This window comes from Microbacterium pullorum (assembly GCF_014836535.1).
Lineage (GTDB): Bacteria > Actinomycetota > Actinomycetes > Actinomycetales > Microbacteriaceae > Microbacterium > Microbacterium pullorum.
The window spans coordinates 186,109-209,565 of the sequence record NZ_JACSQP010000004.1; the positions used below are offsets into that span (position 1 = coordinate 186,109).

23 protein-coding genes are annotated in these 23,457 nt (G+C 72.3%); 16 read left to right on the forward strand and 7 right to left on the reverse strand.

All coding sequences use genetic code 11. From position 1 onward, the window contains the following. Positions 1–32: 32 nt before the first annotated feature. Positions 33–1,547, reverse strand: coding sequence for a peptide MFS transporter (locus tag H9651_RS07860; protein WP_191718742.1), 1,515 nt, complete (start codon positions 1,545–1,547; stop codon positions 33–35). A gap of 17 nt (positions 1,548–1,564) precedes the next feature. Beyond that, positions 1,565–2,959 carry an MFS transporter gene (locus H9651_RS07865; RefSeq protein WP_191718961.1) on the reverse strand — a complete coding sequence of 465 codons (1,395 nt, stop codon included), beginning with the start codon at positions 2,957–2,959 and terminating at the stop codon, positions 1,565–1,567. A gap of 97 nt (positions 2,960–3,056) precedes the next feature. Between H9651_RS07865 and H9651_RS07870 the strand changes: the two genes are divergently transcribed. From H9651_RS07870 to H9651_RS07890, 5 genes are all read left to right on the forward strand, one after another. Then, positions 3,057–3,776 carry a GNAT family N-acetyltransferase gene (locus H9651_RS07870; RefSeq protein ID WP_191718743.1) on the forward strand — a complete coding sequence of 240 codons (720 nt, stop codon included), beginning with the start codon at positions 3,057–3,059 and terminating at the stop codon, positions 3,774–3,776. A 33-nt stretch (positions 3,777–3,809) separates the two neighbouring features. Beyond that, a complete protein-coding gene (gene menC, locus H9651_RS07875) occupies positions 3,810–4,943 on the forward strand; it encodes an o-succinylbenzoate synthase (protein WP_191718744.1) in 1,134 nt (377 codons plus the stop codon). Positions 4,944–4,957: 14 nt separating this feature from the next. After that, entirely contained in the window at positions 4,958–5,881 is a 924-nt protein-coding gene (locus H9651_RS07880) for a hypothetical protein (protein WP_191718745.1), read from the forward strand. Positions 5,882–5,945: 64 nt separating this feature from the next. Then, positions 5,946–6,320: a DUF4870 domain-containing protein gene (locus H9651_RS07885; protein WP_225216556.1), complete on the forward strand. Its 375-nt coding sequence runs from the start codon at positions 5,946–5,948 to the stop codon at positions 6,318–6,320. Between the two features lie 112 nt (positions 6,321–6,432). Continuing rightward, positions 6,433–7,821, forward strand: a complete 1,389-nt coding sequence (locus tag H9651_RS07890) for a glycine--tRNA ligase (RefSeq protein WP_191718746.1) — start codon at positions 6,433–6,435, stop codon at positions 7,819–7,821. A 204-nt stretch (positions 7,822–8,025) separates the two neighbouring features. On the opposite strand, the gene H9651_RS07895 is transcribed toward H9651_RS07890, so the two are convergent. The 4 genes from H9651_RS07895 to H9651_RS07910 all read right to left on the reverse strand — a co-directional run bounded on the left by H9651_RS07895 (position 8,026) and on the right by H9651_RS07910 (position 12,055). Continuing rightward, positions 8,026–9,528 (reverse strand): flotillin family protein, encoded by a 1,503-nt coding sequence (locus tag H9651_RS07895; protein ID WP_191718747.1) that lies wholly within the window; start codon positions 9,526–9,528, stop codon positions 8,026–8,028. Between the two features lie 37 nt (positions 9,529–9,565). Then, positions 9,566–10,036 carry an NfeD family protein gene (locus tag H9651_RS07900; RefSeq protein ID WP_191718748.1) on the reverse strand — a complete coding sequence of 157 codons (471 nt, stop codon included), beginning with the start codon at positions 10,034–10,036 and terminating at the stop codon, positions 9,566–9,568. 74 nt (positions 10,037–10,110) lie between these two features. Continuing rightward, complete coding sequence (locus tag H9651_RS07905; protein WP_191718749.1) at positions 10,111–10,695, reverse strand: HhH-GPD-type base excision DNA repair protein; 585 nt, start codon at positions 10,693–10,695, stop codon at positions 10,111–10,113. A gap of 58 nt (positions 10,696–10,753) precedes the next feature. Further along, complete coding sequence (locus H9651_RS07910) at positions 10,754–12,055, reverse strand: glutamyl-tRNA reductase (RefSeq protein ID WP_191718750.1); 1,302 nt, start codon at positions 12,053–12,055, stop codon at positions 10,754–10,756. 62 nt (positions 12,056–12,117) lie between these two features. On the opposite strand from H9651_RS07910, the gene hemE reads away from it, so the two are divergent. The 11 genes from hemE to cofD all read left to right on the forward strand — a co-directional run bounded on the left by hemE (position 12,118) and on the right by cofD (position 22,199). Next, positions 12,118–13,146, forward strand: coding sequence for a uroporphyrinogen decarboxylase (hemE, locus tag H9651_RS07915; RefSeq protein ID WP_191718751.1), 1,029 nt, complete (start codon positions 12,118–12,120; stop codon positions 13,144–13,146). Further along, positions 13,143–14,726 carry a protoporphyrinogen/coproporphyrinogen oxidase gene (locus H9651_RS07920; protein WP_191718752.1) on the forward strand — a complete coding sequence of 528 codons (1,584 nt, stop codon included), beginning with the start codon at positions 13,143–13,145 and terminating at the stop codon, positions 14,724–14,726. Before hemE ends, H9651_RS07920 begins: the two co-directional genes overlap by 4 nt. Before the next feature lie 97 nt (positions 14,727–14,823). Further along, the gene (locus H9651_RS07925; protein ID WP_191718753.1) at positions 14,824–15,210 is read left to right on the forward strand and encodes a hypothetical protein; all 387 of its coding nucleotides are present in this window, start codon (positions 14,824–14,826) and stop codon (positions 15,208–15,210) included. A 1-nt stretch (position 15,211) separates the two neighbouring features. After that, entirely contained in the window at positions 15,212–15,622 is a 411-nt protein-coding gene (locus tag H9651_RS07930) for a phage holin family protein (protein WP_191718754.1), read from the forward strand. Continuing rightward, positions 15,612–15,890 (forward strand): hypothetical protein, encoded by a 279-nt coding sequence (locus tag H9651_RS07935; RefSeq protein WP_191718755.1) that lies wholly within the window; start codon positions 15,612–15,614, stop codon positions 15,888–15,890. Before H9651_RS07930 ends, H9651_RS07935 begins: the two co-directional genes overlap by 11 nt. Before the next feature lie 97 nt (positions 15,891–15,987). After that, positions 15,988–16,647 carry a hydrogen peroxide-dependent heme synthase gene (hemQ, locus tag H9651_RS07940; protein ID WP_191718756.1) on the forward strand — a complete coding sequence of 220 codons (660 nt, stop codon included), beginning with the start codon at positions 15,988–15,990 and terminating at the stop codon, positions 16,645–16,647. A 10-nt stretch (positions 16,648–16,657) separates the two neighbouring features. Continuing rightward, complete coding sequence (gene hemC / locus H9651_RS07945; protein ID WP_191718757.1) at positions 16,658–17,656, forward strand: hydroxymethylbilane synthase; 999 nt, start codon at positions 16,658–16,660, stop codon at positions 17,654–17,656. Further along, entirely contained in the window at positions 17,653–18,456 is an 804-nt protein-coding gene (locus tag H9651_RS07950; protein ID WP_191718758.1) for a uroporphyrinogen-III synthase, read from the forward strand. The genes hemC and H9651_RS07950 overlap by 4 nt, the downstream gene beginning before the upstream one ends. Beyond that, the gene (gene hemB, locus H9651_RS07955; RefSeq protein ID WP_191718759.1) at positions 18,453–19,436 is read left to right on the forward strand and encodes a porphobilinogen synthase; all 984 of its coding nucleotides are present in this window, start codon (positions 18,453–18,455) and stop codon (positions 19,434–19,436) included. The genes H9651_RS07950 and hemB overlap by 4 nt, the downstream gene beginning before the upstream one ends. A gap of 99 nt (positions 19,437–19,535) precedes the next feature. Beyond that, on the forward strand, positions 19,536–20,846 hold the full coding sequence (gene hemL, locus H9651_RS07960) for a glutamate-1-semialdehyde 2,1-aminomutase (RefSeq protein WP_191718760.1): 1,311 nt from the start codon (positions 19,536–19,538) through the stop codon (positions 20,844–20,846). 381 nt (positions 20,847–21,227) lie between these two features. Further along, entirely contained in the window at positions 21,228–22,199 is a 972-nt protein-coding gene (gene cofD / locus H9651_RS07965; protein ID WP_191718761.1) for a 2-phospho-L-lactate transferase, read from the forward strand. Positions 22,200–22,215: 16 nt separating this feature from the next. On the opposite strand, the gene cofC is transcribed toward cofD, so the two are convergent. Beyond that, complete coding sequence (gene cofC, locus H9651_RS14730) at positions 22,216–23,430, reverse strand: 2-phospho-L-lactate guanylyltransferase (RefSeq protein ID WP_225216513.1); 1,215 nt, start codon at positions 23,428–23,430, stop codon at positions 22,216–22,218. Positions 23,431–23,457 lie beyond the last annotated feature (27 nt).

The window sequence follows — 23,457 nt, forward strand, 5'->3', positions numbered from 1 at the left end:
ATGCCGCGTGCACCGGCATCCCCCCGGTCGCCTCAGCGCACGCCCCTCATGAGCCGCAGCACGGGCTTGACGAACACCAGCAGCATGATGCCCACCCCGATCGCGATCAACCCGAGCGTCGTGAAGTAGGGGACTTCGTTCTCGGGGTCGTAGTACTCCGCCAACAGGCCCGAGATCGCGGTGCCGAGCGCGACCGACAGGAAGAACAGCGCGACCATCTGCGTGTGGAAGTGCTCCGGGGCGAGCTTCGTCGTCACCGACAGCCCCACGGGCGAGATCAGCAGCTCGGCGATCGTGAAGACCAGCAGGATGCCGGAGAGTGCGATGAGCGGTGTGGAGCTGGGCCCGCCGCCGGCGAAGGGGAGGAACAGCAGGAAAGCCGCCCCCATGATCATCACGCCCAGACCGAATTTCACCGGCGTCGATGGCTGGCGGCTGCCGAGTTTCGTCCACAGCCAGGCGAAGACACCCGAGAGCACGATGATGAAGATCGGGTTGATCGACTGCACCCACGACACCGGCATCTCCCAGCCGAAGAGGTCGCGGTCCAACCGCACGTCGGCATAGATCGTGACGACCGTGAACTGCTGCTGGTACAGCGACCAGAACGCCACCGAGGTGATGAACAGCGGCACGAATGCCCACACCCGGCTGCGCTCGGTCGCGTCGATGTGTCGGCTGGAGAGGATGACGACGAAGTAAGCGATGGTCGCGGCGATGGTGACGTAGATGACGATGAGCGACAGGTTCTCGGGACGGATGGTCCCGTCCGCGACCAGCAGCGCGATGACCGCGACGCCTGCCACCGCGATGCCGGCGAACAGGGGGTAGCGGTTGCGGGGGAGGGGGTTCGGGACGTGCCGCGCCGCGTCGGGCAGCGATTTGCGGCCGAACGAGTACTGCACGAGGCCCAGCGTCATGCCGAGGGCGGCGAGCCCGAAGCCCCAGTGGAAGCCGAGGGTGGACTGCAGCAGGCCCGTCAGGAGGGGACCGAGCAGCGCCCCCAGGTTGATGCCGAGGTAGAAGAGCGAGAAACCGGCATCCCGGCGCGGATCGTCCTGCCGGTAGAGCGTGCCCACGACGCTCGTCGCGTTCGCCTTCAGACCGCCCGAGCCCAGGGCGACCAGGATCAGACCGACCGTGACGCCGACGAAGCCGGGGAGGAGGGCGAGGGCGATGTGGCCGGCGACGATGACGATCGCGCTGTAGAACAGCACGCGTTCGGATCCGAGGATGCGGTCGGCGATCCAGGCACCGAGGATCGTGGAGAGGTAGACGCTGCCGCCGTACGCGCCGACGATGCCCGCGGCGACCGCGCGGTCCATGCCGAGGCCGCCCTCGGCGACGGAGTAGTACAGGTAGATGAGCAGGATGCCCTGCATGCCGTAGAAGCTGAAGCGCTCCCACATCTCCACCCCGAACACATGGGCCAGCGCCCACGGCTGTCCGAAGAACCGGGTGTCGCGGTCTGCGGTGCCGGCCGCGGCGGCGTCGATCGGACCGGTGGGTGGGCCGACCGGCACCTGCTCAGGTTCGTTCGCGCTCATGCGGACAAGGGTAAACCTCAGCGCCTGAGTGAGGGATGGGGTTCGCGCGCGGGGCGCTGCGGGATGAACGCTGCGAGGACCAGTGCGACGATCGCTGCGCCGCCACCGAGGAGGAAGGCGACGTCGAATGCCTCCGCCGTCGGAACCTGCGCGCCGGCCTGCGTGGTGGACATGCTCGCCAGCACCGCGCCGATGACGGCGGCGGCTGTGCTGGTGCCCAGCGACCGGAAGAGCGCGTTGAGTCCGTTCGAGGCACCGGTCTCGCTCTGCGGGACGCTGCGCATGATGAGCATGGGCATGGCGGCGTACCCGAATCCGATGCCGACACCCACGAGCAGGTTCGCCACGAGGATGTGCCACACCTCGCTCGACAGCAGCAGCGTGAAGCCGTAGGCGACGATCAGCGCGATGGCGCCGAGGATCAGCAGCAGCCGGGGTCCGACCGTGCGCGCCAGGCGCCCGGAGTACGGCGAGAGCACCATCATCACCAAGCCCGCCGGGGCGATCACGAGGCTGGCGGCCAGCAGTGACAGGCCGAAGCCCGCCGGGGCCGGAAGCTCCAGCAGCTGCGGGTAGGCGACGTTGGAGGCGAACAGTGAGAACCCCATCGCGAGCGAGGCGATGTTGGTCAGCAGCACGGGGCGGCGGGCGGCGACCCGCAGGTCCAGCAGCGGCTCCGCGATGCGCAGCTCGAACCAGCCCCACACCAGCAGCACCGCGAGACCGCCGAGACCGCACGCCAGCACGGCGGGCGATGTCCAGCCCCACTCGTTGCCGCGCGAGACCGCCAGCAGCACGCCGGTGAGGCCGATCGCGAGACCCGCGGCGCCGAGGTAGTCGAACCGACCGGCGGTGCGCAGCACGCTCACCGGGATGATCCACAGCACGAGACCGAAGACGACGACGCCCATGACGGCGGCCATCCAGAACAGGGCGTGCCAGTCGCTGTACTGCGTCACCAGCGCGCTCAGCGGCATGCCGAGAGCACCGCCCACGCCCATCGTCGCGCTGATGAGGGCGATCGCGGCATCCACCCGGTCTTCGTGCAGCACGTCGCGCAGGATCGAGATCGCCAGCGGCACGACACCGGTGACGGCGCCCTGCAGCGCCCGGCCGATGATGACCCCCACGATGCCCGTGGACAGCGCCGCGATCACCGAGCCGAGCACCAGCACCGCCAGCAGCACCAGCACGATGCGGCGTTTACCGTACATGTCGCCCAGCCGCCCCGCGATGGGGGTGACCACCGCGGCGGCCAGCAGCGTCGCGGTCACCACCCACGCGGTGTCGTCGCGGCTCGCGTCGAGCAGCTCGGGAAGCTTCGCCTGGATCGGCACCACGAGGGTGAACATGAACGACGAGGCCAGGCCCGCGATGGCCAGCACCGCGACGATCGCACCCTGTCGCGGCATGCGGGTGAGGCGTCTGCGTGCGTCCTCGTCCCGTCCGACCATCGGGCCAGGCTACCGCCGCGCGGCAGGGGGTCGGCGTGAGTCGTAGGGTGAGGACATGGCCGACCTCGACGACCTCACCGCGCCTCCCGGCATCGGGATCCGCCCACTCGAGACCCTCGACGAGGTGTTCGCTGCGGCGGACGTGCTGGCCGAAGTCTGGGGCGGGGACTACAGCGGCATGCCGCCGAATCTGCTGCGCGCGCTCGCGCACTCCGGCAACTATGCCGTGGGCCTGTACGACGGCGACCGCATCATCGGGGCGTCGGTGGCGTTCTTCGCCGCGCCCGCCGAGCGGTCGATGCACTCGCACGTGACCGGGGTGCTGACCGAGTACCGCGGCACCGGGCTCGGGCGCCTGCTGAAGCAGCACCAGCGGGCGTGGGCGTTCACGCGCGACGTCGGTCACATCACCTGGACCTTCGACCCGCTCATCGCCCGCAACGCCCACTTCAACCTCGTCGTGCTGGGCGCGCGGGTGAGCGAGTACCTGCCCAACCAGTACGGGCCGATGGACGACGTCATCAACCGCGGCGATGAGAGCGACCGGCTCATGGTGTCGTGGGCGCTCGCCGCCCCCGCCGCGCCTCCGGCATCCGATGCCGTCGCAGCGACCGTCGCGGTGCCCCGGGACATCGAGTCGCTGCGGTCGACGTCGCCGGCGGAAGCGGCGGCCTGGCGCACCCGCGTGCGTGCCGAGTTCGCCGAGCACCTGGCCGGCGGACTCGTCGTCGGTGGCTTCGACGACGCCCGCGGGTACCTGTTCGTGCGGGCCTGACGCCGCGGCCCCGGCCGCCGCTAGCCTGAGCGCATGCCCATCACCACGCCCGCGGCATCGGTCGCCCTGGAAGGTCTCGAACTGCGGGTGCTGCGGATGCCGCTCGTCGCCCCCTTCGCGACCTCGTTCGGCACCGAGTACGAGCGCGAGGTGATCGTCGTGCGGGCGGTGACCGCCGACGGCGACGGGTGGGGTGAGATCGTGACGCAGCAGGCGCCGCTGTACTCCAGCGAGTACACCCAGGGTGCCTGGGACGCGGCGCTGCGGTGGCTGGGCCCCGCGCTCCTGGATCGCGGCAGGATCGCGCCCGAGGAGGTCGCCGGCATCCTCGAACCGTTCAAGGGGCACCGCATGGCCAAGGCGGGCCTCGAACTCGCCGTGCTCGACGCGGCTCTCCGCAGCGAGGGGCGGCCGCTGGGCGCATATCTCGGCGCCGTGACCGATCGGGTGCCCAGCGGTGTCTCGGTGGGGATCCAGCAGGATCCGGCCGCCCTCGTGGGAGCCGTCGCGGAGTACCTCGACGCCGGCTACGTGCGCATCAAGATCAAGATCAAACCCGGTCGCGACATCGCCGACACCGCCGCCGTGCGTGAGGCGTTCGGCGGGATCCCGTTGCAGGTCGATGCGAACTCGGCGTACACGCTCGCCGACGTCGACACCCTCATCGAGCTCGACCGGTTCGACCTGCTGCTCATCGAGCAGCCGCTGCAGGAGGACGACCTCGTCGACCATGCCGTGCTCGCGGGGCGGCTGCGCACCCCGCTGTGCCTGGATGAGTCGATCGTGTCGCTCAAGGCCGCGCAGGACGCGCGGGCGCTGGGTGCGGCATCCGTCATCAACATCAAGGCGGGCCGGGTCGGTGGCTACCTCGAGGCGGTCGCGATCCATGACCTCTGCCGCGCGGCGGACATCCCGGTGTGGTGCGGCGGCATGCTCGAGACCGGCATCGGTCGCGCCGCCAACGCGGCGCTGGCCGCCCTCCCCGGCTTCACCCTGCCGGGAGACGTCTCGGCCTCGGACCGCTTCTACCCCCGTGACATCGTGACCGAGCCGATCGTGCTCGAAGACGGGCACGTGCGCGTGCCGACCGGTCCCGGCATCGGGATCGAGATCGATCCGGCGGCGCTGGAGGACTTCACCGTCGCCCGCGAGATGCTGCGGCGGTAGGTGGGGCGGTCGCCGTGCGCACAACGTCGCTGATCCGGCAGCACGGCGGGCTGAAACGGGCGAAATGGGCGGATGTCGCGACGAAATGGCGACGTTGTGCGCGGGCCGGGTACGCGACCCTCGCGCTCGCCGGTCTCACTGCGCTCGCGGGGTGCGCGCCGACGCCCGCGCCGACGCCCGCGCTCCCCGACGGCGTCACGGCGACACTGCAGCAGCTGCGGTCGGATGCCGCCGACCGCACAGCCCAGGTGCGGGTGGCCAACGACACCGACCGCGACCTCGAGATCACCCGCGTCGAGCTGCGCGACGACTGGTTCGACGGCCCCGCGGTGCGCGACCGTGACAGCACCATCGCCGCCGGCCGCACGGTCGACCTGCGCATCGACCTGCCGCCGTCGGTGTGCGACGGCGAGCCCGATACCGGCGCGCGCGAGAGCGTCGTGGTCCTCACGATGCGCGACGACACCGTGCACCGCGTCACCGCGGACGACCCGCTGGGCTTCACGGCGCGCCTGCATGAGAAGGAGTGCCTCGCCCAGGACGCCGCGGCCGTCGCCGACCTGACATGGGAGCAGTTCGTCCCCTCCGCCGCCGGCGCCCCGGCCACGCTGCGACTGCGCATCGCGCCCGCGGGCGGCGACGGGGCGCTGCGCATCGTCGAGGTGCACCCGACCAACCTGCTGCAGTTCACCGCCGGGTCGCCGGCGCCCTTCGCCGTGGGGCTCGACGTCGACGCCACCGCTCCCGCGGCATCCGTCGACGTGCCGCTGTGGCCGCTGCGCTGCGATCCGCACGCCGTGCTCGAGGACAAACGCGGCACGGTGATCACGGTCGGGGTCGACGTCGACGGCACCGCCGGGCTCATCGAGCTGCCGGCCGGCGACGAGCAGCGTGGACAGATCCTGGCGTGGGTGGCGCAGTGGTGCGGATTCGGGTGAGGTGGGGAGCCGGCGGATGCCCGCGCGAAACGTCGTCGCGCCGCCGTAGGCTGTTCCCGTGACCATGCCCCCGCCCCCGCAGCCGCCGTACGGAGCGCCGTACGGTCCCGTGCCCATGAGCCCCGCAGACGAGAAGATGTGGGCGACGCTCGTGCACATCGGCGGTCTCTTCTTCTCCTTCGTGCCGGCGCTCATCGCCTACCTCCTCCTGCGCGACCGCGGACCGTTCGTGCGCGCGCACACGGCGCAGGCACTCAACTTCCAGCTGACGGTGCTCATCGGCATCCTCGTCGGCAGCATCCTGCTGTTCGTGCTGATCGGGTTCTTCGTGCTGATCGCCGTCGGAATCCTCGATCTCGTGCTCTCGATCGTCGCCGCCGTCAAGGCGAGCCAGGGGCAGTGGTACCGCTACCCCCTGACGATCCAGTTCGTCCGCTGACGCCCCTGGCTCGGGGCAGGCTCCGAGCGCACCCCGGCTAGAATCGACGGATGCCGCCTCCTCGCGGCATCCGCGATCTCCGCGCCCGCACCACGACCATTTGGAGCCACCTGTGGCCGAGCAGTCCCGCCTCGACAAAGTCATCGCCCTGGCCCGCCACCGCGGGTTCGTCTTCCAGGCGGGTGAGATCTACGGCGGATCCCGATCGGCCTGGGACTACGGGCCGCTGGGCACCGAGCTGAAGGAGAACATCCGTCGGCAGTGGTGGCAGACGTTCGTGCGCGGCCGTGGCGACATGGTGGGGCTCGACTCCTCCATCATCCTGCCCAAGCGCGTGTGGGAGGCCTCCGGCCACGTCGCCACGTTCACCGACCCGCTCGTGGAGTGCCTGCAGTGCCACAAGCGGTTCCGCGCCGACAACCTCATCGAGGACTTCGAGTCCCGCAAGGGCCGCCCGGCCGAGAATGGGCTGGCCGACGTGCCCTGCCCCAACTGCGGCACGAAGGGCAAGTACACCGAGCCGAAGGCGTTCTCGGGTCTCGTGAAGACCTACCTCGGCGTCGTCGACGACGAGTCGGGCCTGCATTTCCTGCGTCCCGAGACCGCGCAGGGCATCTTCGTGAACTTCTCCAACGTGCTCACCGCGTCACGCAAGAAGCCGCCGTTCGGCATCGGCCAGGTCGGCAAGGCGTTCCGCAACGAGATCACCCCCGGTAACTTCATCTTCCGCACCCGCGAGTTCGAGCAGATGGAGATCGAGTTCTTCACGCCGCCGGCCGAGGCGGATCAGTGGTTCGAGCACTGGGTCGAAGCGTGCTGGGACTGGTTCGTCGACCTGGGTGTGAACCCCGACAACATGCGTCGGCTCGACGTGCCGCAGGAGGATCGCGCGCACTACTCCGCCGGCACGATCGACGTCGAGTACCGCTTCGGCTTCACCGGCAAGGAGTGGGGCGAGCTCATGGGCGTCGCCAACCGCACCGATTACGACCTGGGCAGCCACTCCGAAGCGTCCGGCCAGTCGCTGACCTACTTCGACCAGGCCACCGGCGAGAAGTACATCCCGTACGTCATCGAGCCGTCGTTCGGCCTCACCCGGGCCATGATGGCGTTCCTCGTCGACGCTTACGACGAAGAAGAGGTGCCCAACGCGAAGGGCGGCGTGGACACCCGCACCGTGCTGCGCCTTGACCCTCGTCTCGCGCCGGTGAAGGTGGCCGTGCTGCCGCTGTCGCGCAACGAGCGGCTGTCGCCGCTGGCGCGCGAGGTGGCCGACACCCTCCGCAGCAACGGCTGGAACATCGACTTCGACGACGCCGGGGCCATCGGGCGTCGCTACCGTCGCCAGGACGAGGTCGGCACGCCGCTGTGCGTCACGGTCGACTTCGACTCGCTCGACGACAACGCCGTGACGGTGCGCGACCGCGACACCATGGCGCAGGAGCGCGTGCCGCTGGAATCCCTCGAGGCGTACCTGGGCGAGCGCCTGCGCGGCGCGTAACCCCGCGGCATCCCGTCCCCCGTGTGAGAGCGGGGTGCGCGGCGTGCGCGGATGCCGCGCGGCATCCACTCACTCGTCGGCCGGTACCTCGGAGAACGCCGGTACGTCGGAGAACGCCGCTTCCTCGGAGCACAAGGCGGGGGAAGCTCCGAGGTCGCGGCGTTCTCCGAAGAGGTGGCGTCCGCAGCGTGCGCGGCTGCGGGCTCAGGCGCCCTTCGCCGCGGCGCGTGAGCCGTTGCCGGAGGCGGCAGCGGCGGCGCCGGCGGGCGCTGCGGCATCGGCTGCCCGCGCCCCGGCGAAGCCGGCCAGCATCGAGCCGAGGTCGAGGCCGGTGAGGGACTTGACCACTTCGGTCCCCTCGCCGAGCACGGTGCCGACGGTCTTGGTGATCGCCGAGGCGCCGTCGGTGGAGATGACGGTGAGCTGGTCGATGTTGCTGATCGGCTCCGCCGCGGCGCGCACGATCTCGGGCAGGCGCGAGATGATCTCCTGCGCGAGCGCGGCCTCGCCGTACTTCTTCAGCGCTTCGGCCTTCGCGTCCGTCGCGGCGGCCTCGGCGACACCCTCGGCCTGGATGGCCGCGGCGCGGGCCTCCCCCTCGGCACGGATACCGGCCGCCAGCGCCACCTGCTTGTCACGCTCGGCCTCACCGGCGAAGCGCACCGACGTCGCGGACGCCTCGGCATCTTGCACGGCGGCGACCTTGTTCGCCTCGGCCGTCTTCGTGCGCTTGTAGGCGTCGGCTTCGGTCGCGGCATTCGCGGCGTCGCGGAGCGCCGTGGCACGCTGCACCTCGGCGTACGCCTCGGCCTCGGCGGGCTTGCGCACTTCGATGTCGAGGCGCTCCTGTGTCACGCGAGCCTGCTCGATGAGCGCCTCGCGTTCCTGCTGCGCGACGAGGCGGTCCTGCTCGGCCTTCGTGAACGTTCCGGCGGCCTCGGCCTCGGCGTTGGCGCGGTCGGTCTCGGCCTTGATGGACGCCTGGCGCAGGCTCAGCGCCTTCTGCCGCTCGGCGATCTGCTCGGCCGCCTCGATGCGGGCGAACTCGCTGGCGCGCGAGGCTTCAGCCTCGCTGACCTCCGCCACCTGGCGGGCGCGGGCGGCCTCGGCGCGACCGAGGTTCGCGAGGTAGTCGCTGCCGGGGGTGGAGATGTCGCTGATGTTGAGCAGGTCCACCTGCAGGCCCTGCTCGACGAGGTCGGCCTTCGTCTCGGCGACCACCCGGTCGGACAGGCCCTTGCGGTCGGAGATGATCTGTTCGATCGTCATGTCGCCGATGATCGAGCGGAGCGACCCCTCCAGCGACTCCCGGATGATGTCGGTGAGGGTCTCCTGCTGCGAGAGGAAGCGCTGGCCGGCGCGGCGCACGCCCTCCTCGGTGCCCGACACCTTGAAGTTGATGGATGCCTTGATGGCGATCTTGATGCGGTTCTTGTCGACGCCCTCGACGGTGATGCCGATCTGGCGCTGCTCGAGCGAGATGGGGAAGCCCTGCTGCAGGATCGGCCAGACGAACGTGCGCCCGCCGATGACGACGCGCTGTCCGACCGCCTCGCCGGGCACCGGCTTGCCGGCGCCGCGGCCGACGATGATGAGCGCCTCGTTCGGGGGCACGCGGCGGATGCGGCGCGCGATGAAGGTCAGCAGTCCGAGGACGGCGATGATGAGGGCGAGGACGGCGGCGATCTGGACGATGTCGACCGGCATGGGTTTCCTTCCGTGGATCGCGGCGACCGCCGCGGGGTTAGTCGGCGACGACCTTGACGCGCGTGCCGCTGTGCTCGACGACGCGGATGCGCACGCCTTCGGGAATGGGGGCATCGGCATACGCCAGACGCCGTTCGATCTCCTGCGGGCCGTCGAGGGAGACTTCGCCCCCGGCGGGCGTGATGGGCGAGCGGCTGACGCCGGTGAGGCCGACCGCGTTGACCGGGGCGCCGTCGGAGCTGGCGGCGAGCTTGCGGATGAACAGCAGCGCCACGACGTAGGCCGCCAAGGCCAGCGCGGCGGCGATGACGTACACCCACACGTCGTCGAGCGCCGACGACGTGGTGAACACACCGCTCGCGCCGAAGACGACGGCCGCGATGCCCAGTGCCGTGCCCGAGAGGGCGCCTTCGCCGATCTCGAAGTGGTCGAACACATCACCCACGACGAGGGAGATCACGAGCACGAGAAGACCGATGCTGCCGATGATGATGAACGGCATGAGCATGGCAGGCCTCCGCGGGCTTCGGTGGTCGGGTAGCTCCTACCCTATGAGAAACCTGAGAGTCCGCGGGAGTTTTCTCAGGACGGCTTCGCGGCGGCCTCGCGTGCGGCGGCCTTGGCGGCCCTCTTGAACTCGCGCACCTGCTGCAGCGAGTCGGGCGAGACGATGTCGGCGACGCTGCGGTGCGATCCCTCCTCGCCGTAGGGCGCGGACGCCTCACGCCACCCCTCGCCGGTGTAGCCGTATTGCTTGCCGAGCAGGGCGAGGAAGATCTTGGCCTTCTGCTCACCGAAGCCGGGGAGGGCCTTCAGCCGCTTGAGCACGGTCGGGCCGTCGGGGTCGCCGTCGGTCCAGATCCCTGCGGCGTCGCCGCCGTAGGTCTCGACGACGGCGGTGCACAGCGCCTGCACCCGGCCGGCCATGGATCCGGGGAAGCGGTGCACGGCCGGAGTCTGCGAGAACAGTTCAGCGAACCGGTTCGGATCGGTGCCGGCGATCGCCGCGGCATCCAGCGTGCCGAGGCGCTCGCTGATCTTCAGCGGGCCGGCGAACGCGGTCTCCATCGGCACCTGCTGGTCGAGCAGCATGCCGATGAGCAGCGCCAGCGGGTCGCGCGTGAGCAGCTCGTCGGCGGCCGGGTCGTCGGTGATGTGCAGCGTCATAGGTCCATCGTCCCACCCCGCTTCGTCCGACCACCCGCGTGGGAGCGATCGGGGGGGGTCAGCCGGCGGCGGGGACGTCGTCGGGGAGCGCGACGGATGCCGCCTCGTCGACGTCCAGCCCGAACAGCGCCGACACGGCGGTGAAGACATCGTCGGCGCGTCCCTGCTCGGCCAACTCGTGGGCGCGCACGGTGGGGGTGTGCATGAGCACGCCCGCCAGGTGGCGCAGGGCCTGCTCGGTCGTCCCGTCGTCGCCGCGGCCGCGCGCACGGGCGATCTCCTTCTCGAGCACCTCGCCCACGTGCGCGCGCATCGCGACGACCGCGGGGGTGACGCTGCGGCGCTCGCCGGCGACGACGAAACGCTCGGCGGCGTCGGCGACGAGGCGGCGGGCGTCGTCGGTGGCCTGCAGTTCCTCCAGCGGGGCGTGCAGGCGAATGGTCTCGAGGTCGAGCAGGTCGGTGCCCGCGACGTCGGCGACGTCGTGGTCGACGTTGCGGGGCAGACCCAGGTCGATGACGAGGCGCCGGGCCGGCACGGCGCCCGGGTCGCTCGCGGCGGCACCCGCGGCGAAGGTCGCCGCCGACAGCACCGGGTGCTCGGCGCTCGTGCAGGTGATGACGAGGTCGGCGGTCGCGACGGCGCCGGCGAACGACGCCGCGGGCACCGGCCGCAGCGCGTGCCGTGCGGCGAACAGCGTCTCCCGGCCCGAGGGGGAGGCGACGGAGATGTCGGCGGCGCCGCGGTCGCGCAGCGCCGCGACGGTCGCTGCGGCGTACGAGCCGGTGCCGACCATGAGCACCCGCAGACTCGCCCAGTCGGTGACCCGGCTGTCGGCGAGTTCCAGCGACAGCCGCACGAGCGACCGGCCGGCGCGACCGAGGGCCGTGGCGTTCTTGATGCCGCGCTGCGTCTCGCTGGCGCGCTGGAAGAGGCGTTCGAGTTCGGGGGAGGTCGTGCCCTGCTCGCGGGCCTCGGTCAGGGCGCGGCGCACCTGACCGGCGATCTCGCCTTCGCCCACCACGACGGATTCGAGACCGGATGCCACGGAGAACAGGTGACGGGCGACGTCGTCGCCGGCGACCACCTCGTAGGCACCGGCCAGCTCGTCGGGGCGCACCCCCGTGGCGGACTCGATGGCCAGCAGCGCGGCCTCGACCCCGACGGCCCCCGCCGCGGTGACCGGCTCGTCCATCTCGACGTACGCCTCGAAACGATTGCAGGTGGCGACGACCACGGCTCCCTGCACGCACTCGTCGTGCCCCGCGATCGTCGCGGCGACGCGGTCGGTGTGCACACTGAGCCGTTCGAGCAATTCGAACGGTGCGGTCTTATGACTCGCGGAGACGCACAGCAGCACCATAGAAGGGTACCTGGCTCCCGCCTGGGAGAGGGTGGCGACAGCGGTGCGAGGATGGATCCATGGCCACCGCCCCCCTTCTTCGCGCCCTGCACGGCGACCGCCCGGAGCGCCCTCCCGTCTGGTTCATGCGTCAGGCGGGCCGCTCACTGCCGGAGTACCGCGAACTGCGGGTCGGCACCCGCATGCTCGACGCGTGCCTCGACCCGGAGCTCGCCGCCGAGATCACGCTGCAGCCGGTGCGCCGGCACGGGGTGGATGCCGCGGTGTTCTTCAGCGACATCGTCGTGCCGCTGCTGCTGGCCGGCATCGACGTCGAGATCCAGCCCGGCCGCGGACCGGTCTTCGCCGACCCGGTGCGCACGACCGCCGACGTCGACCGCGTCACGGCCATCGACCCGGCCGACGTCGTCGCGGCATCCGCACCCGTCGCCGAGGCGGTCGGCATCGTCGCGCGCGAGCTGGGCGACGTGCCCGTCATCGGCTTCGCCGGTGCGCCCTTCACCCTCGCGGCCTACCTCGTCGAGGGCGGCCCGTCGAAGGAGCACCTGCGCGCCCGCGGCATGATGCACGCCGACCCCGAGGCCTGGCACCGCCTGGCCGGCTGGCTCGCCCGGGTGTCGCATGCCTTCCTGCAGGTGCAGGTGGATGCCGGCGCCTCGGCCGTGCAGCTGTTCGACTCGTGGGCGGGGTCGCTGTCGGTCGCGGACTACCGCGCCCACATCGCGCCGCACTCGCACACCGCCCTCGACGGCATCACTGTGCCGCGCATCCACTTCGGTGTCGGCACCGCGCATCTGCTGCCCGACATGCGCCTGGGCGGCCTCGCCGACGCCGTCGGCGTCGACTGGCGCACGCCGCTGGACGAAGCAGCCGCGATCGTCGGCCCCGACGTCACGCTGCAGGGCAACATCGACCCGGCACTGCTCACCGCACCCTGGCCGGTGCTGTCGGCGCACGTGCGCGATGTCATCGCCCGCGGCGGTGCGGCCCGCGCGCACATCCTCAACCTCGGACACGGCGTGCCGCCCGAGACCGACCCGACGGTGCTCACCCGCATCGTCGCCCTCGCACACGGAGAGGACGTATGAGCGACATCGAAGACATCGTCGCCCACGCGCAGGAGTCGCGCATCGTCGTCATCGGCGGCGGCATGGGCGGGCTCGTCGCCGCGCTCGAATGCGCGAAGGTCGGCCTGCCGGTGACCCTGCTCGAGGCATCCGACCGCCTCGGCGGCGTCGTGCGCGCCGCCGAACTCGACGGCGTCACGGTCGACGTCGGTGCCGAGAGCTTCGCCGTGCGCGGCGGCGCCGTGTCGGAACTCGTGAGCGAACTGGGTCTGGCGGATGCCGTCGTGTCGCCTGCAGCGGGCGGCGCCTGGGTCGCCGGCCTTCCCGGCGGCGACGCGGCACCCCTGCCGGCGGGCGGCATGCTCGGCATTCCCGCGAACATCTGGGCCGACGACGTGCGACGCATCATCGGCTGGCGCGGGGTGTGGCGCGCATACGTCGACCGCCTGCGCCCGCCCCTGACCATCGGGCACGAGCGCAGCCTCGGCGCGCTCGTGCGCGGTCGCATGGGCTCGGCCGTGCTCGACCGGCTCGTGGCCCCCGTGACCACGGGGGTCTACTCGGCGCGTCCCGACGACATCGACGTCGACCTCGCCGCCCCCGGCCTGAACAACGCGCTCACCCGCACCGGGTCGCTCTCGGGTGCGGTCGCGCAGCTGCGCGGTGACAGCACCACCGCCCCCGGATCCGCCGTGCGGGGCCTGGCCGGCGGCATGACGAGCCTGGTCGACGCGCTGCGCGAGCGCCTCGACGAACTCGGCGTGGACGTGCAGCTGAACGCGCCGGCGCAGGCGATCGTGCGCGACGGTGACGAGTGGGTCGTCGAGGTCGCCGCCGCCGGCCCCGCCGCCTCCGACGGTGCGGATGCCGCGCCCGCCTCCGCGACCGCCACGGTGTCCGGCCCCGCGCCCGACGCCGGCTCGATCGAGGCGGCCATGGCCGCTCCCGTCGACCCCGCAGGCGACGCGCCGGCCACTGTGCGCCTGCCCGCGCACGCGGTCATCGTGGCCACCGGCGAGGCCGCCGCGCGGCATCTGCTGGCCCCGGTCGTGCCCAACCTCGACCCCGGCAGCGAGACCGCGCCGGTCGTGGAGGTCGTGACCCTCGTGCTCGACGCCCCCGTGCTGGACGCCCATCCCCGTGGCACCGGTGTGCTCACCGTGCCCGGCTCCCATGCCGCCAAGGCGCTCACCCACTCCACCGCGAAGTGGGAGTGGCTGCGCGAGGCGACGCCCCACCACATCGTGCGGGTCTCGTTCGGGGCCCAGGGCGAGGCGCCCGCCACCGAAGGGCTCGACGACGACGCGGCGGCCGCACTCGCGCTGTCCGAGGCCGCTGCCCTGCTGGGGGTCTCCCTCGAGCCGTCGCAGCTGCGCGCCGCGCACCGCGACCGCTACGTGCAGTCGCAGCCCGCGGCATCGCTCGGCCGCGCGTCGCTGACGGCCGCCGCCCGCGCTGCCGTGCACGCGACGGCGGGCCTCGCTGCGACCGGGGCCTGGCTGTCGGGGACGGGGCTCGCACAGGTCGTGCCCGACGCGATCGCCGAGGCCGAACGGGTGCGCCGAGCGGCGCTGTGGGGCGACGCCGCGGTCATCGACTAACCCACGACGCCCCCTGCGCGCAACCCCGGATACCCCGATCGGCATACAGGGCTAACCTGGGACCACGAAGCACCCCCATCGAGCGTGAGGAGACCCCATGCGGGGCAAAGTAGGACTCATTGTGGGGCTGGCCGCGGGCTACGTCCTGGGTACGCGCGCCGGTCGTGAACGTTACGAGCAGATCAAGGCGCAAGCCGAGAAGGTCTGGGAACTCGACCCCGTGCAGAAGCAGGTCGGCAAGGTCACCGAGCTCGGCAAGTCGGCCGTCATGGCCCTGCCCAACGCCCTGTGGGACAGTGCCGTCAAGGTCACCAAGGCCGCCACCAAGAGCGGCTCGACGCCGGGCCAGCGGCTCGACGACGCCATCGCGAGCGGCAAGGATTCGGTCGACGAGGTCGCCGAGGGCGCTCAGGCGACGGCAGGCGAGGTGCGCAAGGCGGCCCACGGCGCGATCGACGACATCCAGAAGGCCGCGGACAGCTGATATGACCACCCCCCGCGGCTTCCGGGACCGCACCGACGACAGCCTGATGACGCTGCTCGGCGAGGTGCCCGAGCTTGTGCGCAATCTGGTCCTCGCCGAGATCGACTCCGCCAAGAAGTGGGCGGCAAAGACGGGCAAGGATGCCGGTGTCGGCGGTCTGTGGTTCCTCGCCGCCTTGTTCGTGCTGTTCTGGTCGATCCCCGCCCTCGGCGCGTTCATCATCATCGGGCTCTCGTCGTGGTGGCATCCGTGGGTTTCGGCGCTCGTCGTCTTCGGCCTGATGCTGCTGGTCACCGCGGTGCTCGCGCTGCTGGGATTCCTTCGGTTCAAGCGCCTCTCGTCCCGCGATACCCCTGCCAAGGCGATCGCCACCGACGCCCAGATCGTGAAGGATGCCGCGAATGAGTTCTGACCGCCCCGTCCCCGTGCCCCGCACCGCCGTGCCGCTGGGCATCACCGACCCGGTCGACAGGGCCCGCGCCGAACTGAAGGCCGCCCTGTTCGCGATCGAGGAGAAGGCGAACGTCCCCAAGCGCGTCGGCGCGGCAACCGACCGCGGCGTCGCCGAGGCGCGACTGTTCGCCCGCCACAACCCCACCGGTGCGATCATCGCGACCGTCGGTGCGGCAGCAGCGGTGGGCCTGGCAGTGTGGGGGGTCGTGCGCCTCATCGCGCGCTGACCCCGCCGGCAAGCCACGGCACCCGAACACGTGGCGCCCGAACCGTGCCGATCGGCCGTGGTTTGCCGCGTCGCGACACGAGAGACAGACTGAGAAGATGTCCGACACCTCCTTCACGCTCTGGTCCGTGCTGCGCCGGGACCCCCACCGCCCGGTGTCCGAGCACGACGCCGGCGAGCTCGAGCAGCTCGTCGCGGACCTCGCCGAAGGCGGCACGACCGTGCGTGGGTTCTACGACGTCAGCGGTCTTCGCGCCGACGCCGATGTGATGATCTGGCTGCACGGCGCCACCGCCGAGGGCCTCCAGCACGACCTTCGCCGCCTGCGCCGCACGGGGCTCCTGCAGCCCCTGCTCCCCACCTGGAGCGCGATGGGGGTGCACCGCGACGCCGAGTTCAACCGCGCGCACGTGCCCGGGTTCCTCCGCGGCATCCCCGCCAAGCAGTGGCTGACGATCTACCCGTTCGTGCGCAGCTACGAGTGGTACCTCCTCCCCGAAGAGGAGCGCCGCGCCATGCTCGCCGACCACGGCCGCAAGGGTGCCGCGTTCACCGGTGTCACCGCCAACACCGTGGCATCCTTCGCCCTCGGCGACTGGGAGTGGCTGCTGCCCATGGAAGCCGACGAGCTGACCGACCTCGTCGACATGATGCGGGAGCTGCGCTACACCGAGGCGCGTCGCCACGTGCGCGAGGAGGTGCCCTTCTTCACCGGACGGCTCGTGACCCCCGCCGAGCTCGTCGAGGTGCTGGCATGAGGATGCCGCGATGATGCGGACGCTTCGCCTCGGCACCCGCCGCAGCAACCTCGCGATGGCGCAGTCGCAGCAGGTTGCCGACACGATCACCGCCGTGACCGGTCACCCCGTGGAGCTCGTGCCGATCGTGTCGGAGGGGGACGTGTCTCGTGCCTCGCTGTCGCAGATGGGCGGCACCGGCGTGTTCGCCACCGCCCTGCGTGAGGCGCTGCTCGCGGGGGAGTGCGACTTCCTCGTGCACTCGCTGAAGGACCTCCCCACCGCGCAGCCGCCCGAGCTCGTCATCGCCGCCACTCCGGTGCGCGAGGACGCCCGCGACGTCGTGGTCACCCGCGACGGCACCCCCCTGCACCTGCTGCGTCCCGGCGCGCTCGTGGGCACCGGGTCGCCCCGCCGTCGCGCGCAGGTGCACCGCCGCAACCCCCGCGTCGAGGTGCGGGACCTGCGCGGCAACGTCGACTCCCGGCTGCAGCGCGTGCGCGACGGCGAGCTCGATGCCGTCGTGCTCGCCGCCGCCGGCCTCGCGCGCATCGGCATCGATCTCGGCGACCTCGGCCTCGAGCCGCTCGGACTGGCCGCGTGGCCGACCGCCGCGGGGCAGGGTGCGCTCGCGGTGGAGACCACCGCCGATGCGGCTGCCGACGTGCAGGCGGCGCTCGCCCGCATCGACGACACGACCACCCGCATCGCCGTGACCGCAGAGCGCACCGTGCTCGCCGCACTGGAAGCCGGATGCCACGCCCCCGTGGGCGTGCACGCCGACCTCGCCGGCGACGATCTGCGCATCGACGCGGTCGTCTACGCGCTCGACGGGAGCAGTCGGATCGGGATGGACCGTGTCGCCGTCTTCCCTCGGGAGTATGGTGGGTCGCAGGGCAGCGGCGATGGTGCGGATGCTGCCGAAGGCGCGAACCCGATCGCGTACGCCGTACGCGCCGGGTCAGACGTCGCTCGTCGGTTGCTCGACAATGGAGCCGCCGAACTGGTACCACGAGAGTCGACCCCATGAACACCACCTCCTGGCAGTCGCAGCCGGTCAAACCGTTGACCGGCTGGCGCGTGCTGGTGCCCCGCGGCGGACCATGGGGTGACGACGTCGCCGCCACGCTGCGCGCGCAGGGTGCGACCCCGGTCATCGCCCCGCTCATCAACTTCGCGCCCTCGACCGATCAGGCGACCCTCGAGCAGGCGCTCGCCGACCTCGCCGCCGGCGTGTTCGATTGGCTGACCGTCACGAGCGCCACGACCGTCGACGTGCTCTACGCCTACCGCGCGCAGATCCCCGCCACCACGCGGGTCGCCGCCGTCGGTGAGACGACCGCTGCGGCCCTCACCGCCGTCGGCTACAAGGTCGACCTCGTGCCCGACGACGACAACTCCGCCGCCGGCATGGCCGACCAGCTGATCGCGCTCGAGGCGGAGCCGCGCGATGTGCTGACCCTCCGCAGCGAGATCGCCAAGCCCGTACTCACCGAGCGACTGACCGATGCCGGGCACCGGGTGCGCAGCGTCGTGGCCTACCGCACCGTGGGGGTGCCGGTCACCGAGAAGATCGCCGAAGATGTGCGCAGCGGCCGCATCAACGCGATCCTCATCACGAGCGGATCGGTCGCCGAACAGGTGCGCGAGCAGTTCGCCGAGATCCCCGCGACCACCGTGCTCGCCGCGATCGGTCCCCGCACAGCGCACGACGCCCGCACTCTCGGCCTTCCCGTGGACGTCGTCGCCACCGAGCAGACCGCCGCCGCCCTCATCGGCGCGGTGTCCGAGCTCGCGCTGCCGCACTCGACCGACGAGACGGTGCGGTGACCTTCCCCGCCCACCGCCCGCGGCGCCTGCGCCAGTCGCCGGCGGTGCGCCGACTCGTGCGCGAGACTCACCTCTTGCCCTCCCAGCTGGTGCTGCCCGCCTTCGTGCGCGAAGGCCTCACCGAGCCCCACCCGATCGGGTCGATGCCCGGCGTCGTGCAGCACTCGCTCGACTCGCTCCGCCGTGCCGCGGCAGAGGCGGCGACCGCGGGCGTCGGCGGCATCATGCTCTTCGGCGTCCCCGCCGTGCGCGACGCGATCGGCTCCGCCGCGGACGACCCCCGCGGCATCCTGAACGTCGCGACCGAGGCGCTCGTGGCAGAAGTGGGCGATGCGCTCGTCGTGCAGACCGACCTGTGCCTGGACGAGTTCACCGACCACGGCCACTGCGGCGTGCTGCGACCCGACGGTGTCGTCGACAACGACGCGACGCTCGAGCGCTACGCCGCGATGGCACTCGCGCAGGCCAGGGCCGGGTCGCACCTGCTGGGGCTCTCGGGGATGATGGACGGCCAGGTCGCCCACATCCGCGCGGCGCTCGAAGCCGAAGGCTTCACCGACACGCTGATCCTGGCGTACGCCGCGAAGTACGCCGGAGCCTTCTACGGCCCCTTCCGCGAAGCCGTCGACTCGCAGCTCACCGGCGACCGCCGCACGTACCAGCTCGACCCGCCCAACGCCCGTGAGGGGGTGCGTGAGGCCGTGACCGACGTCGACGAAGGTGCCGACATCGTCATGGTCAAGCCCGCGCTGCCGTACCTCGACGTGCTCGCCGCCGTGCGCGACGCCGTCGACGTGCCGGTGTGGGCCTACCAGGTGTCGGGCGAGTACGCCATGATCGAGGCCGCCGCAGCGAACGGCTGGATCGACCGCCGTGGCGCGATCAGCGAGGCGCTGGTCGCGATCCGCCGCGCCGGCGCCGACGCCGTACTCACGTACTGGGCCGTCGAGGCGGCCGGATGGCTGCGCGAGCAACGGTGACCCACCCCGTCGCCGGTCGGCGTGCCGCCGGGCGTTGTGACATCGGGCGGTGTGCCGCCGGGCCGGCGGTCTCCCGCGCCCGCAGAGAGGAAGCGACCCATGACCGACCGTAACGAGCAGCTGTTCGCCCACGCGCGCCAGGTGATCCCCGGTGGGGTGAACTCGCCCGTGCGCGCGTACGGCTCCGTCGGAGGCACGCCGCGGTTCGTGACCGCCGCACGCGGCCCCTACATCACCGATGCCGACGGTCGCGAGTACGTCGACCTCGTCGCTTCGTGGGGCCCGGCCCTCCTCGGCCACGCGCACCCCGAGGTCGTCGCGGCCGTGCAGCAGGCGGCATCCCGCGGCCTGTCGTTCGGCGCCCCGACGGGTGCCGAAGTGGAGCTGGCCGACCTCATCGCCGCACGTGTCGCCGCCGGTGACCGTCGTCCCGTACAGCGCGTGCGGCTGGTGTCGACCGGTACCGAGGCGACGATGACCGCGATCCGCCTGGCCCGTGGCTACACCGGCCGCGACCTGCTGATCAAGTTCGCCGGGCACTACCACGGGCACTCCGACGGGCTGCTGGCCGCCGCGGGGTCGGGGGTGGCGACCCTGGCGCTGCCCGGATCGGCGGGTGTGCCGGCCCCGATCGCCGCGCAGACGCTCGTGCTGCCGTACAACGACCTGGCCGCCGTCGAAGAGGCCTTCGAGCTGCACGGCGACCGCATCGCCGCCGTGATCGTCGAGGCCGCCGCTGCGAACATGGGCGTGGTGCCGCCGCTGCCCGGCTTCAACGCCGCGCTCACGGCGCTCGCGCACGACCACGGCGCGCTGCTGATCATCGACGAGGTGCTCACCGGCTTCCGGGTGCATCCCGCCGGATTCTGGGGTCTGCAGCAGCAGGCGGGCGAGGACTACACCCCCGACCTGTTCACGTTCGGCAAGGTCGTCGGCGGCGGCATGCCGCTGGCGGCGCTCGGCGGACGGGCGGACGTCATGGACATGCTCGCCCCAGTCGGGCCCGTGTACCAGGCGGGGACGCTCTCGGGCAATCCGCTGTCGGTCGCGGCGGGGATCGCGACGCTGCAGCTGGCGACGCCGGAGGTCTACGCACGGGTGGATGCCGCGGCATCCATCGTCGCCGACGCGCTCGATGCCGCCCTGACCGACGCCGGCGTCGTGCACGCGGTGCCGCGCGCGGGGTCGCTGTTCGGCGTGGCATTCCTGCCGGAGGCGCCGCGGTCATATGCCGAGGCGCTGCAGCAGCAGGCCGCACGGTACACGCCGTTCTTCCACGCGATGCTCGACGCGGGGGTGTCGCTGCCGCCGAGCGTGTACGAGGCGTGGTTCCTCACCGCCGCGCACGACGACGCCGCGCTCGCGCGCGTCCTCGACGCGCTGCCCGCCGCCGCCCGCGCCGCCGCCTGACCCGCGTCGCGGGGGTCGCGGGGGTCGCGGGCCGCGGGCCGCGCGCCGCGCTCGGGTCGCGGGGTCGCTCGGGTCGCTCGGGTCGCTCGGGTCGCGCGGGCTGCTCGGGTCGCGCGGGCTGCTCGGGTGTCGCTTCCGCACGGTCGCGCGCCGCGGCATCCGCCGTTCGCACCACCGGAGCAGCGCTTGCCCGCGCACGCGCGGGCGACGTGTACGGCGCGCTGCGGCGGCTGCGGGGGCTGGTCCGGTGGCGGATCCGCAGGGTTGCGCGAGACCGTACCCACCATTCGCGACACCGGAGCGGCCCGGGCGGTCGGCACGCGGGCGAGGCTCGGGCGGGCGGCACGCGGGCGGGGGGCGGAGCGACCGTAGGGTGGTGGGGTGGCATCCTCCCCTCGCGTCGTGGTGCTCGCCGGCGGCGTCGGCGGGTCGAAGTTCACCCTCGGCGTGCGGGAATCCCTCGCGCGACGCGGTGCCCCCGAGGCGACGGTCGTCGTCAACACCGGTGACGACCTGTGGCTGTCGGGGGTGCGACTGCAGCCCGACGTCGACTCGATCCTCTACGCGCTCGCCGGCGTCAACGACACCGAACGCGGCTGGGGCCGCGCCGGCGACACCGAACGCGTGAACCACGAACTGCAGCAGTGGGGCACCGGCTGGCCGTGGTTCACCCTCGGCGACCTCGACCTCGGCACGCACCTCGCCCGCACCGGCTGGCTGCGCGACGGCCTCACGCCCACCGCCGTGCTCGAGCGGCTGGCGCAGCGCTGGCCGCTCGGCGTGCGGATGCTCCCCATGACCGACACCGAGGTCGACACCCACGTGCGGGTCGCCGGCGGCGACGTGCTGCACTTCCAGGAATGGTGGACCCGCCACCGCGCACAACTCACCCCCGAAGCGTTCCTCAACCCCGGGATGGATGCCGCGCGCCCCGCGCCCGGAGTCGTCGAGGCGATCGCGGCCGCCGACGTCGTGCTGGTCGCGCCGTCCAACCCGGTGGTCTCCATCGGCCCGATCCTCGCGGTGCCCGGCCTCGGCGACGCCCTCGCGGCGACGTCGGCACGCATCGTGGGGGTGTCGCCGATCATCGGCGGTGCGGTCGTGCGCGGCATGGCCGACGTGTGCCTCACCGCGATCGGGGTGGCGACCTCCGCCGAAGCCGTGGCCGGGCACTACGGCTCCCGCCGCGAAGGTGGACTGCTCGACGCGTGGCTCCTCGCCGAGGAGGATGCCGCTCTCGCACCGGTCGTGGATGCCCTCGGCATGCGCGCGCGGGTCGCGCCGCTGTGGATGCGCGATGTCGCGGCATCCGCGGCGATCGTCGACGCCGCGCTGGATGCCGCGGCGGCCTGACCGCGAGCCGGGACCCCTACAGCGCCATCCGCATGACGGTGATCCCGGCGGCTGCCGACTCCGCGGCATCCCGGTGCATCCCCACCTTCTGGGCGACGCGCGCCGACGCGGCATTGTCGGGGTGCACGAGCGCCCGCAGCACGCCGAAACCGAGCGACCGGGCGAGGTCGCGGCAGGCGGTGGCCGCCTCCGCCGCATAGCCGAGACCCTGCAGCGGCGGGGTCACGTGGTATCCCACCTCCAGCACCCGGCGGTCGCCGAGCGGCTGCCACGTGAGCCCGCAGTCGCCGACGAAGCGGCCGGTGGCATCCTCCATGACCCACAGCCCCAACCCGTCGGCCGCGTAGCGCTGCCGACTGCGGGCGATCCACTCCGCCGCCTGCGCGCGGGTGCGGGGTGCCGGGTAGTACCGCATGACCTCCGGGTCGCCGAGAAGCGCCGCCATGTCCTCGAGGTCGTCGGCGCGCATCTCGCGCAGCCGCAGCCGCGCGGTGGGCGCCGGCGCGGTGTCGCCGCGTCGCGCGGCCCGCAGCAGCGTGGCCGTGCGGGGCCCGACCGTCTGCTCGCCGAGTTCGTCGAGTTGCGCGGCGGTGTCGATGTCGCGCCGCAGGCCGGATGCCGCGTCGAATTCGAGCGCGGTGGCGCCGAGCCGACGGTGTCGCTCGAACGAGTCGGGGCCGAAGCGCGAGGCCCACTCCACGTCCTCGGCGGCGGTCAGCAGTGTCGAGCCGGTGCCCTCCGCGTCGGGCACGACGGCGCGGTCGAACGCGCGGGCATCGCGCAGTGCGGCGGCGAGTTCTTCGGGGCGCAGCCCCGCGACGTCGCCCAACAGTGCGGCCCGCGCCCGGTGGGTGTGCGCGGCCATTCCCGCCGCGATCGCCGCGTTGAGCCCGCCGCCGGGATCGGCGACCACGGTCACCGGTGCCGCGGGGGCGGAGGGCACGGTCGCCACGGCATCGGTGTCGTCGGTCACCACGACCACGTGCGCGACGCCCGGGGTCTGCGCGGCGGCGTCGATCGTGTCGCGGGCGATCGCGCGCGCCAGCGCGGTGCGGTCGATTCCCGCGACCGTCAGCCGCGATTTCCCGGCCGCCGCCGGCTTCACCGGCACGACCACGACCCAGTCATCGGCCGCGCCCTGTCGGAATTCAGGCTGTGCGTCGGATTCGGCGACGGCATCCACCGCGCCCGGCCGTTCAGCCTGAATTCCGACGGGCTGCGGGGCGTGCATGCCCGCGTCCGGTCGCGGGGCCTGAAT